The organism is Marinobacter salexigens (assembly GCF_018860765.1).
Lineage (GTDB): Bacteria > Pseudomonadota > Gammaproteobacteria > Pseudomonadales > Oleiphilaceae > Marinobacter > Marinobacter salexigens_A.
Map to the genome: position 1 here is coordinate 270,045 of NZ_JAHKPV010000006.1, position 10,857 is coordinate 280,901.

Here is a 10,857-nt window from a genome sequence, read left to right on the forward strand (position 1 = left end):
AACGTCACGCCCTACCAAGTGCAGTCTGACGCTGGCGCTCCTCTTCCTCAATCTGCAGATCGACAGAGGACACTTCATACTCTTCCGCAAAGCCGGACTCAGGCTCTTTCAACCACATCAGGCAAAGCACCCAACTTATGAAGGCTCCGCCAGCAATGATGAAAAAGAACTGGCTAGGGGTAACGAAGGTGAAGATAGTCAGGTAGACCACCGCGCCCACGTTGCCATAAGCACCCGCCATACCAGATATTTGCCCGGTTAGGCGACGCTTGATCGACGGAATAATACCGAAGGTTGCACCTTCTGCACCCTGTACAAAGAAGGAAGTGAAAACAGTAATGCCCACGGCGATAATCAGCGGCCAACTGGAGTTAAGCAAACCCATCAGCGCAAAGCCCACACAAATTCCGAACATGTAGCTGAGCATCACGAAGCGGCGGTTACCCATGCGGTCGGAAACCATGCCACCCATAGGTCGAGCCACAAGGTTTACGAAAGCAAAGGAGGCAGCAACCATACCCGCAGCAGCGGCACTCAGGCTCCAGGTTTCTTCGAAGAACATCGGTAGCATGGAGACCACCGCCAGCTCGGCACCAAAGTTGGCAAAGTAGGTACTGTTTAACGCAGCAACGCTGTTGAACGGGTACTTATCATCTTCTGGCACACCCTTTTTCAGAATAGGCAGGTTCACCCGCAGAATTTGCACAACCTGATAGAGCACGATCACAACGATAACGGAATAGGCAACCACAGCACCGGTCACGCTCAGGTAACCCATGTTCTGGATACGCCATACCAGAATTGCCAGAACACCTATCAGCGGAATGGTCCACAGGATCAGTTTGATCATGTCACCCCAGGTGCTGACTTCCAGCGCACTGGCCTTGCGTGGCTTGCGGTGCACGGTCCCCACAGGGCCATCGGTGACAGCAAACCAATAGTAAACACCGTAAAGTGCCATCACAATCGCACTCTGGGCAATAGCCCAACGCCAGCCGTCATCGCCGCCATACATTTGAAGGGCAACCGTAGGCAAGGTAATTGCAGCAGCAGCAGAACCAAAGTTACCCCAACCTGCGTAAAAACCCTCGGCAAAGCCAATATCACGCGGCTTGAACCACATGGCCGTCATGTGGATACCCACCACAAAGCTTGCACCAATGGAGCTGAGTACCAAACGGCTAACGAGCAGTTGGGTCATGGTGTCGCCAAAAGCAAAGGTGAGCGCCGGAATCGACATCAAAATCATCAGAATGGAGAACACCCGGCGCGGGCCGAAGCGATCGAGGGCCATGCCTACGATAATTCGTGCGGGTATCGTCAATGCCACGTTACAGATGGCAAACAGGCGCAGATCGTCTGGAGTCAGCCAGTCAACACTTTTGAGCATGCTCGACGCCAGCGGCGCCATGTTGAACCACACATAGAATGTGATAAAAAATGCAATCCAGGTCAGGTGCAGCGCCTTGATCTCTGGATTCTTGAAGCGGAATACGTCTGCAACTCTCATTCTGAGCCTCCGTGGGCTTTCAGTTCTACCTGTATTCTTTAGCTATAACCGCTCAGTGGCTGGGCAGGATCAGGAGCGGACACTGCACCCGGCGCGCCAGAAATGAACTGACTTTGCCGAATGTCATGTAATCCAGTTCGTCCACAAAATAGTTCAACGAACGAGCAATCAGGCCGCCGTCCACTTCGTCACTGTGCCGGGCAATAACGAGCATGCCGGGCTTTACCTTAGTGTCTGCGGCATAAAGCAGCATTTTGCGGGCATCACCTTCAAGCAGCAGGGTTTCAGATGCGATCTGCTCTTTTTCGCATACCGATCTGGCTTCAAGAAGGTGTCGCTTGAGCTCGTTCAGCTCTTCCTGAAACAGGTCTTCATTACTGGATGTGATGTCTCGGGGGTTCTCTGCCACAGCCACCAGAGTGATCTGCGGTTTCAGCTCGCGAAACATCGTAATCGTCTGAACCAGCGCCAGCTTTGCGTTCCTGGAGCCGTCGTAGGCAATCATGATTTTCATAGCAGTCTCCGAAGGCGGTAATGCCACGCACGAGCAACCCGCCAATTGATATTGCTCAGCATTAGCCCACACACCATGGCAGCCCATAATTGACTTACATCAAAAGCACCACCAGCTACCCCACCAGAGCAATCAGATCACTACCTCCTTCCGGGTAAACCCGCAATATGGCTACCACCAGTCCGCCCAGCAGGAGGTACCCCTAATGACCCGACACCGAAAACACAGTTTTTGGTACCGTTACAGAAGCGATAAACCAAGGCCTAAAAACGCAGAAAGGATGGCCACAGTAATGAACATGCCAACTCGCACCCAACAACATCGAGCACTCGGCCTTTCTACGCTGGCCTTCACGCTTTGCTTTGCGGTATGGACCATTTTTTCCATTATCGGTATCCGTATCGCGGAAGATCTGGGGCTATCAGACACCCAGCTTGGCCTACTTATGGCCACTCCTATTTTGACGGGCTCCATCAGCCGGTTATTTCTTGGCATCTGGACCGATCGCTACGGTGGGCGCTGGGTACTTGGCATACTCATGCTAACCACGGCTACCTGCGTTTACCTGCTCACCTATGCCACTACTTACCTCCTGCTGCTGGTTGGCGCTCTTGGAGTAGGCCTTGCCGGTGGCGCGTTCATTGTGGGCGTGGCCTACACAGCCGCCTGGTTTGAACCCGCTCGGCAAGGCACTGCGTTGGGTATTTTTGGCGCAGGCAACGTTGGCTCTGCAGTCACCAACTTCGGCGCGCCTTTTTTGTTGGTGGCTTTTGGTTGGGAAACGACCGCTCAGATATACGCGTCTGTACTCGCCGTTATGGGCATCGTCTTCATGCTTCTTGCAAAGGAAGATCCCATTTCAGCTGACCGCAAAAAAGGCGAGCAACAGCGTTCGTTTATGGAGCAGATGGAGCCGCTGCGGGACCTACGGGTATGGCGCTTTGCGCTTTACTACTTCTTCGTGTTTGGGGCCTTTGTGGCGCTGGCACTTTGGCTACCGCATTACTTGATTGGCGTTTATGGCCTGGATATAACCACGGCAGGCATGATTGCAGCTCTGTACACGATTCCGGCATCCCTATTCCGCATTCTAGGTGGCTGGATGTCTGACCGCTTCGGCGCTCGGCGCGTAATGTACTGGACGTTTATCGCGTCGGTTATCTGCACCTTCTTACTAAGCTACCCACCCACGAACTACGTTGTACACGGCATTGACAGCGAAATTCGCTTCACCCTTGAGATGAGCCTTCCCGTATTTATTGTTCTCATTTTTACGCTGGGCTTTTTCATGTCGCTCGGCAAAGCAGCCGTTTATAAACACATACCTGTGTATTACCCCCTACATGTAGGCGCTGTTGGCGGCGTGGTAGGCATGATTGGCGGGCTAGGAGGGTTCATCCTACCGCTGACCTTCGGCGTTCTGAATGATGTTACAGGCATTTGGCAGAGTTGCTTTATGTTGATGTTCATTATCGCAGCTGCCGCACTGATTTGGATGCATTACGCCATCCGCTCAGCCGAGCGCGTGGAGTGGGCTGCGAACAAAGAGCAAACCGACCTGCCAGAACTGGCATCACCGCACCTGTTCTATCCATTGAACCGTCAAAGCGATCAGCTAAAAGACACAAAATCGCCCTTACGCTAAGGCGAAAAGTGGGCGTTTTTTTGAATTCTCTGTAAGAAGACTGTTCCAGCACTGAACGGGCGATTAGAATCCGCACACCCGATGTCATCTGGAGCAGTAAAACCCATGTCCCCGGAAATGTCCCCTGTCGCTGGCTTTAACCAGCTACGCCGAATTGAGTCCAGCACGCTCTTTCAGGGCGTGGTTATAGCCATAATCATTCTTTCGGCTCTTACCATAGGCGCAAAAACCTACGACCTGCCGCCCTTGATAGAGCAATCCCTCAGCGTAATGGATGCGGCCATTACGCTGTTTTTTCTGATCGAGATACTCTTCCGCTTTGCCGCCAGCCCGGTAAAACGGCGCTTCTTTATGGACGGCTGGAACGTGTTTGACACCCTTGTGGTGATTGGCAGCCTCATCCCTCTGGATAACTCGGAGGCTGTCTTGCTTGGCAGGTTACTGCGGGTCTTCCGGGTATTGCGTCTGGTTTCTGTAGTGCCTGAGTTGCGCTTTTTGATCAACTCCCTACTCAAAGCCATTCCCCGCATGGGTTACATTGCGCTGCTAATGTTTATCATTTTCTACATCTACGCAGCCATGGGCTCAATGTTCTTTGCCAAGGTAGATGAGGAACTCTGGGGTGATGTCGCCATTTCCATGCTCACCCTGTTTCGCGTGGCCACGTTCGAAGATTGGACCGACGTGATGTACGCCACCATGGAGCAGTACCCACTTAGCTGGATCTTCTATCTAACCTTTATTTTCCTCACAGCCTTCGTATTCCTGAACATGATGATCGGGGCGATTCTGGAAGTAATGAGCGAGGAACAGAATGCGGAAGAACATCAACGAGCGCATGACGAGCGGGATGAGATTGTAAGGCAGCTACGCACGGTGCAGAGCAAGTTAGACAAGCTGACAGAGAAGCTAGAGAAATAAGAAGGGCACTAACGTGCCCGACTCATGCCTTTCTGGCCACAAACTGCACAACTGCACCTTCACCATCGTGCAGCGGACCCTCGCGAATATCACGGACGAGTTCGCGGGAAAGAAGAATCTCTTCGGGCTCAAAAAACTGTTCCAGTTCCTGCTTGCTGAACATCATGCTTTTACTGCCCGGCCCGCCGGTGCCTCGCCCTATTTGATCTTCTGTGTAACCCTCTAAGATCAAATAGCCGCCGCTTCGTAGCGCGTCTTTTGCAATTTGCAGCGAGCGCTTGCGAATATTTGTTGGGGTGTGAGCAAAAATCATGACAACCGCCGAGTAGACGTTTAGCTCCGGGGTATAGGTCGCCAAATCGGCATGCACCGTTTCCAAATCCACGCCACGGGCTGCTGCAAGTCGGGCCGACTTTTGTAGCCCGACCTCTGACAAGTCTACCGTGGTTACGGCGTGCCCCCGCTCTGCCAGATATACGGCATTGCGCCCTTCCCCCTCAGCAAGGCATAAGACCTTGCCTGAGCTGCTATCCAGTTTGTAGTGATCCCATTGTTCCACCAGAAAAGAGTTGGGCTCTTGTCCGTATACATAGTGCTCACTACTGAATCGCTCGTCCCACATTGTCTTCTCCGCAAACATCAATGGATCAAAAAATAATAGGTTTAGCCATAGCAAGGTGGAAGATAGCGGACACTTGAACTAAAGCCAAAATAGCTGCAACAACACGCACCGGGCGTGATACGGTAACTTTTAAAGCGAAAAGCCCGGCAGCGATATAGCCTAACAACAAGGCAATTTTGGCCAGAATCCAAGTTTGCTCCAGTGGGTTCCAAGCACCCACAAACAGCAGGCTGATGGCCGCCACAAGTAACACCGTGTCGTTTGCGTGGGGAATCCAGCGCAGGGGTGTCTGGCGCCAACCTGGCCGCCCCACAGCGTCCATCAGAAGTCTCAATGTGAACAGGGCCACTGTCAGGTACGCTGTGGTCATGTGGAGGTGTTTCAGGATCATGTACATACTTGCATCCATTCCAATGTGAATCAAAACGATAGCGGCATTGTACGCAAAGATACCACCAACCGGGTATGTTATTTCAGGTCGCAGACGTTTAACATATAACTCACATATATGTATTAGCAGGTACCAACATGCAGGCTATCCCTACTTCCGCCGAAGCTGGCTCCGCCAGCGTCAGCCAGCTATTCGGCTACCCTTTCCGGATTTTCTTCCTGTCGATGACAGTGCTGGCGCTTTCGGTTATACCCGTCTGGGTGTTACAGGTAACCGGCGTTGTCAATATGCCTCTAGCTATGCCAGGGCTGTTCTGGCACCAGCACGAAATGTTGTTTGGCTTTTTGACTGCCGCAATTGCAGGCTTTTTGCTAACGGCTGTTTGTGTATGGACACAAACCGAGCGCACCCATGGCTTTCGGCTGGTTTTGCTGTGGGGCGTGTGGCTGGCTGGCCGCTTGCTTTTAGCGTTTGGGGCGGATTTACCAGACTGGCTGGTACAGGGCGTTAATCTGGCTTTCCTGCCATTGGTAATGCTGGATGCCGGATGGCGTGTCTGGAAGGCCAAACAAAAGCGGCAACTCATGCTTTTGGTGGTTCTAGGCTTGCTGTGGCTGATGCAAATAGGATTTGTGACGCGACTGGATATGACCTATAGCCATGGGGCGCTGATTGCAGCCATGGCACTTATAAGCATCGTAGGTGGCCGTATAACCCCAGCATTCACAAGCGGTTGGCTGCGCCAGCGCGGACTGAATGCTGACGCGGTTAAAAATATCCCCACGCTCGATATGGCATCGCTTTTTTCGATGATTCTGCTTCTGGCATCGCTGGTAACCGGCTGGCAAGCCCTCACTGGCGGCTTGTCATTAATCGCAGGCACTCTCGTACTCGTGCGACTGGCAAACTGGAAAGGCTGGCTTGCTCGCAAGGAGCCTCTCCTGTGGGTTCTTCATTTGTCCATTCTCTGGGTACCAGTCTCTCTGTATCTTCTTGCAGGCACAATTTTCGCGGGTTGGCCATCCAACGCATGGAGCCATGCGGCAGGCACCGGCGCAATCAGTTGTTTGATTCTGGGAGTCATTGCCCGGGTAACGCTGGGCCATACGGGGCGTGCTCTGGTTCTGCCCAAAGGCATGGTTGTGGCATTTATTGCTATTCAGCTAGCAGCAGTCATTCGCGTGCTTACAGCATTCGATATTATTCCCTGGCACCCGGGTATTGGAAGTAGTAGCCTACTCTGGATGTTCGCTTTCGGCATGTACCTCGTGCGCTACACAAGAATCCTTGCAAGCCCACGCCCCGATGGCCAACCCGGCTGAGCCGCAGCGCAGGAACTACTAGCACTCCCAAACAAAGAGCAGGTTCTCAGGGGCCTGCTCTTTGTTTGTCATTTTATACCCTGCTTTTTTATATCCTAGCCTCCTCCCCCAAACAGAGCCGTGCCTCTTGAAACCGGCCTCCTTTTGCGCCAATCATCCACTAATGGTCAATAGCGACTCGTAAAATAACAGCTAAAGTAACGATAAATCATTCTGTAACAGAGACGATGGCACTATGAATCCTGATCATTTTGATAAAGAAGACCTGATCAAGTGCGGTCATGGCAAACTTTTCCCGGGCGCCACGCGGCTGCCCATTGATGAGATGCTAATGGTTGACCGCGTTACCCACGTTGGCGCGGACGATGGCCTGTACGGCAAGGGAAGCTTGGTGGCAGAGCTGGATATCAACCCGGACCTCTGGTTTTTTAAAGTGCATTTCGTGGATGATCCGGTCATGCCGGGTTGCCTAGGCCTTGATGCCATGTGGCAGCTGGTGGGTTTTTATCTGGCTTGGGGCGGCAGCGAAGGCAAGGGCCGCGCGCTTGGCGCCGGAGAAGTGAAGTTTACCGGTCAGGTTCTGCCTACCGCCAAAAAAGTAACCTACTACCTCGACCTCAAACGTGTAATCCGTCGCAAGCTTACGATGGCCATTGCCGACGGGCGTATGGAAGTGGATGGCAAAGAAATATACACCGCCAAAGACCTTCGGGTTGGCGTGTTCTCTTCCACGGATGATTTTTAGGAGTTAACAAGATGCGGCGCGTTGTTATCACCGGCATGGGGATTGTCTCCAGCCTTGGCACCAATCAAAAAGAAGTCACACACTCCCTGAAGGAGTCCATTCCCGGGATCGGCCTCAGTGAAGAAGCCCGTGACAACGGGTTGCGCAGTCACATTTGTGGCCAGATAAACCTGAACTTGCCCGAGCTGATTGATCGCAAGCTGTTGCGCTTCATGTGTCCGGCTGCGGCCTACACCTATCTTGCCGCCTGCGAAGCCATTGAACAGGCTGGATTGACCAATGATCACCTCACAGCCAACAGCACCGGCGCTGTGTTTGGTACCGGCGGCGCGTCAACGGTTGAGCTGCTTGATGCAATCGACACCCACCGCGCCAAAGGTATTCGCCGCGTTGGGCCGTATCGCGTGCCCCGCACTATGGGCAGTTCAATCAACGCAACTATCGCAACGGCATTTGGCATTACCGGCATCAACTACGGCATTACCTCAGCCTGTGCCACCAGCGCACACGCTATCGGTCACGCGGCAGACCAAATTGCCCTTGGTCGTCAGGATGTCATGCTTGCTGGCGGCGGTGAAGATATCCACTGGACCCTAAGCCTAATGTTTGATGCTATGGGCGCGCTTTCGACCAAATACAACGATACGCCAGAAAAAGCATCCCGCACCTACGATAAAGACCGGGATGGATTTGTTATTTCTGGTGGCGGGGGTACGGTGGTGCTCGAAGCGCTGGAGCACGCAGAAGCCCGTGGCGCGAACATTCTTGCAGAACTGGTCGGTTTTGGAGCCACATCTGACGGAGCAGACATGGTTGCTCCTAGCGGTGAAGGCGCTATTCGTTGCATGCAGCAAGCCATGAAAACCGTAGATGGCGAAATCAGCTACATCAACACCCACGGCACAAGCACACCCGCCGGGGACGTTACAGAACTGACAGCCCTCAAAGCAACGTTTGGCGATAAGATCCCGCCGCTGAGCTCTACCAAGCCCCTTTGCGGTCACGCTCTGGGTGCAGCCGGTGTGCATGAAGCTATTTACAGCATCATCATGCAACGGGAAGGCTTTATCGCACCGTCAGCCAACATCGAGAATTTGGATGAAGGTGCACAAGGCTACCCGATAGTGCGCGAACGGCTAGACAACCAAAATCTGGACCTCGTTATGAGCAACAGTTTTGGCTTCGGTGGCACCAACGCAACACTGGTGTTCAAGAAGGTCTGATTGCATTAAGAAAGCCTAATAGAGCGGTATTCAGCCGGGGATGTACCCATCCAACGCTTAAACGCCCGGCTGAATGCGCTCAGTTCTGAAAACCCAAGCTGCTCAGCAATCTCCACCAAAGGTTTGGTTTTATCCTGCATGTAAGTTAGCGCCTGCTTACGGCGTACATCCTCCAACAAACGGGCAAAGGTCAATCCTTCCCGCTTCAACTTTTTGTGAAGCGTGTACCGGCTCATGTGCAACTGCGACGCCACCACTTCAACACCCACCTTGCCACGGGCAAGCTGAATACTGATCAGCGAACTCACTTTGCTACTCAACGACGCCCGCACCACCTCTGGGCTCAGAGGCTCTAATGCCATTCTGTGATCCTCCTGATTCATAAATTCTGACTCTCTCACTCCGGGTTGCAGCGTACACATGTTAGCTGAAAATAATCAATAGTACGTTTGAGTAGGATCAAGGGAATGCACAACAGGCTGCGGCAAAATAGCCTACCACTGATTTACTCGGAGCCCCCATGTACATCCCGGAACTGTTGGCACCTGCTGGCACCCCTGAACATCTAGAGACCGCCTTCGCCTATGGCGCTGATGCCGTCTATGCTGGCCAACCTCGCTACTCCCTTCGGGTACGCAACAACAGCTTCAAAGACACCGCTGCGCTCGGCTCCGGCATTCAGCGCGCCCATGAGCTGGGCAAGCAGTTCTACTTGGTCTCGAACATAGCTCCCCACAACGACAAAGTGCGCTCCTACCTGCGGGATTTAGAACCCGTACTGGAGTTCAAACCGGACGCTTTGATTATGTCGGACCCCGGCCTGATCATGCTGGTGCGCGAAAAATGGCCGGATCAGCCCATACACCTATCGGTGCAGGCCAATGCTGTGAACTGGGCTACCGTAGAGTTCTGGCGTCGCCAAGGGATCAGCCGGGTAATTCTTTCGCGGGAGCTAGCTCTGGGTGAAATCCGCGATATTCGCGAACGAGTTCCGCAAATGGAACTGGAAGTATTCGTTCACGGCGCGCTGTGCATGGCCTACTCCGGGCGCTGCCTGCTCTCCGGTTACATGAACCACAGAGACGCCAATCAAGGCGCTTGCACCAATGCCTGTCGCTGGAGCTACAAGGAAGTTGCCCACACTCAAGACCAAACCGGCGACCTCATAGCCACATCTGCTGCAAGTGATGTTCAAAGTTTCGAGCCGAAAGAAATTCTTCTGGAAGAGCCCAACCGCCCCGGCAGTTTTATTCCCGCCTATGAGGACGAACACGGCACTTACATTATGAACTCCCGGGATCTGCGTGCCGTGCAACACGTGGCGGAACTGGCCGCCATGGGCGTACATTCTCTGAAAATTGAGGGCCGCACCAAAAGCGCCTACTACGTTGCCCGAACAACTCAGGTGTACCGCAACGCTATTGACCAAGCGGCACAGGGCAAGCCATTTGATATAAACCTGATGAATGAACTAGAAGCGCTCTCAAACCGTGGCTACACTGAGGGCTTCTTGCGCCGACACGTGCCGCAGGAGTACCAGACTTACGAACAGGGCTCGTCCTTCCTCGGAACTCAACAAGTCGTAGGCACCATCATCGATGACGACAGCCAATGGCTGACCATAGATGTGAAAAACAAGTTTGCCCCGGGCGATCAATTGGAACTGGTCACACCGTCTGGCAACCTGCAGTTTTCGATACCAGTCATGGAAAACCGCAATGGTGTTGCTATGGACTATGCGCCGGGTAGTGGTCACATCGTTCGTATCCCTCGCCCACCCCAAACGCCCCAAGCTCTTAACTACAGCTACCTCACCAAAATATTATCAACATCTTAGCCCCTCCCCACCAAAAATATGTAAACAAAAATGATATTGACTATCATTTTTGTTTATTGGAGTATTTGGACTCAATACTCGGCATTATGTTGTTGCCGCACCGAAGCGGCGATTTTCAACCCAGTTG

At 53.0% G+C, this 10,857-nt stretch carries 11 protein-coding genes; 6 read left to right on the top strand and 5 right to left on the bottom strand.

All coding sequences use genetic code 11. The features are described from left to right. Positions 1 to 4 precede the first annotated feature (4 nt). Together KO508_RS06810 and KO508_RS06815 are read right to left on the bottom strand one after the other, a co-directional pair. Positions 5 to 1,510 (bottom strand): MFS transporter, encoded by a 1,506-nt coding sequence (locus KO508_RS06810; RefSeq protein WP_216007593.1) that lies wholly within the window; start codon positions 1,508 to 1,510, stop codon positions 5 to 7. 52 nt (positions 1,511 to 1,562) lie between these two features. Beyond that, the gene (locus tag KO508_RS06815; protein WP_216007594.1) at positions 1,563 to 2,024 is read right to left on the bottom strand and encodes a universal stress protein; all 462 of its coding nucleotides are present in this window, start codon (positions 2,022 to 2,024) and stop codon (positions 1,563 to 1,565) included. 292 nt (positions 2,025 to 2,316) lie between these two features. Between KO508_RS06815 and KO508_RS06820 the strand changes: the two genes are divergently transcribed. Together KO508_RS06820 and KO508_RS06825 are read left to right on the top strand one after the other, a co-directional pair. Next, positions 2,317 to 3,669 (top strand): MFS transporter, encoded by a 1,353-nt coding sequence (locus KO508_RS06820; RefSeq protein ID WP_436836613.1) that lies wholly within the window; start codon positions 2,317 to 2,319, stop codon positions 3,667 to 3,669. A 105-nt stretch (positions 3,670 to 3,774) separates the two neighbouring features. Further along, a complete protein-coding gene (locus KO508_RS06825) occupies positions 3,775 to 4,590 on the top strand; it encodes an ion transporter (RefSeq protein WP_216007595.1) in 816 nt (271 codons plus the stop codon). Positions 4,591 to 4,612: 22 nt separating this feature from the next. Here KO508_RS06825 and KO508_RS06830 read toward each other — a convergent pair whose 3' ends face one another. Next, positions 4,613 to 5,212: a class I SAM-dependent methyltransferase gene (locus tag KO508_RS06830; protein WP_216007596.1), complete on the bottom strand. Its 600-nt coding sequence runs from the start codon at positions 5,210 to 5,212 to the stop codon at positions 4,613 to 4,615. Positions 5,213 to 5,237: 25 nt separating this feature from the next. Then, positions 5,238 to 5,609 carry a SirB2 family protein gene (locus tag KO508_RS06835; protein ID WP_216007597.1) on the bottom strand — a complete coding sequence of 124 codons (372 nt, stop codon included), beginning with the start codon at positions 5,607 to 5,609 and terminating at the stop codon, positions 5,238 to 5,240. Between the two features lie 131 nt (positions 5,610 to 5,740). Here KO508_RS06835 and KO508_RS06840 point away from each other — a divergent pair, with 131 nt between their 5' ends. The 3 genes from KO508_RS06840 (at position 5,741) to fabB (ending at position 8,893) form a co-directional block, all read left to right on the top strand. Continuing rightward, a complete protein-coding gene (locus KO508_RS06840) occupies positions 5,741 to 6,925 on the top strand; it encodes an NnrS family protein (RefSeq protein WP_216007598.1) in 1,185 nt (394 codons plus the stop codon). Positions 6,926 to 7,160: 235 nt separating this feature from the next. Continuing rightward, a complete protein-coding gene (gene fabA, locus KO508_RS06845; RefSeq protein WP_200361972.1) occupies positions 7,161 to 7,670 on the top strand; it encodes a bifunctional 3-hydroxydecanoyl-ACP dehydratase/trans-2-decenoyl-ACP isomerase in 510 nt (169 codons plus the stop codon). Between the two features lie 11 nt (positions 7,671 to 7,681). Then, positions 7,682 to 8,893: a beta-ketoacyl-ACP synthase I gene (gene fabB / locus KO508_RS06850; RefSeq protein ID WP_216007599.1), complete on the top strand. Its 1,212-nt coding sequence runs from the start codon at positions 7,682 to 7,684 to the stop codon at positions 8,891 to 8,893. 5 nt (positions 8,894 to 8,898) lie between these two features. Here the strand turns inward: fabB and KO508_RS06855 are convergent, their stop codons facing one another. Next, positions 8,899 to 9,255 (bottom strand): helix-turn-helix transcriptional regulator, encoded by a 357-nt coding sequence (locus tag KO508_RS06855; protein ID WP_216007600.1) that lies wholly within the window; start codon positions 9,253 to 9,255, stop codon positions 8,899 to 8,901. Between the two features lie 158 nt (positions 9,256 to 9,413). Here KO508_RS06855 and trhP point away from each other — a divergent pair, with 158 nt between their 5' ends. Further along, on the top strand, positions 9,414 to 10,730 hold the full coding sequence (gene trhP / locus KO508_RS06860) for a prephenate-dependent tRNA uridine(34) hydroxylase TrhP (protein WP_216007601.1): 1,317 nt from the start codon (positions 9,414 to 9,416) through the stop codon (positions 10,728 to 10,730). Positions 10,731 to 10,857: the final 127 nt, after the last annotated feature.

What these genes read in the sequence shown, in the direction of transcription:
- KO508_RS06855 (WP_216007600.1), bottom strand. Translation starts at nt 9,255, where the DNA reads ATGGCATTAGAGCCTCTGAGCCCAGAGGTGGTGCGGGCGTCGTTGAGT.
- KO508_RS06825 (WP_216007595.1), top strand. Translation starts at nt 3,775, where the DNA reads ATGTCCCCGGAAATGTCCCCTGTCGCTGGCTTTAACCAGCTACGCCGA.
- KO508_RS06810 (WP_216007593.1), bottom strand. Translation starts at nt 1,510, where the DNA reads ATGAGAGTTGCAGACGTATTCCGCTTCAAGAATCCAGAGATCAAGGCG.
- KO508_RS06840 (WP_216007598.1), top strand. Translation starts at nt 5,741, where the DNA reads ATGCAGGCTATCCCTACTTCCGCCGAAGCTGGCTCCGCCAGCGTCAGC.
- fabB (WP_216007599.1), top strand. Translation starts at nt 7,682, where the DNA reads ATGCGGCGCGTTGTTATCACCGGCATGGGGATTGTCTCCAGCCTTGGC.
- KO508_RS06820 (WP_436836613.1), top strand. Translation starts at nt 2,317, where the DNA reads ATGAACATGCCAACTCGCACCCAACAACATCGAGCACTCGGCCTTTCT.
- KO508_RS06815 (WP_216007594.1), bottom strand. Translation starts at nt 2,024, where the DNA reads ATGAAAATCATGATTGCCTACGACGGCTCCAGGAACGCAAAGCTGGCG.
- trhP (WP_216007601.1), top strand. Translation starts at nt 9,414, where the DNA reads ATGTACATCCCGGAACTGTTGGCACCTGCTGGCACCCCTGAACATCTA.
- KO508_RS06830 (WP_216007596.1), bottom strand. Translation starts at nt 5,212, where the DNA reads ATGTGGGACGAGCGATTCAGTAGTGAGCACTATGTATACGGACAAGAG.
- fabA (WP_200361972.1), top strand. Translation starts at nt 7,161, where the DNA reads ATGAATCCTGATCATTTTGATAAAGAAGACCTGATCAAGTGCGGTCAT.
- KO508_RS06835 (WP_216007597.1), bottom strand. Translation starts at nt 5,609, where the DNA reads ATGTACATGATCCTGAAACACCTCCACATGACCACAGCGTACCTGACA.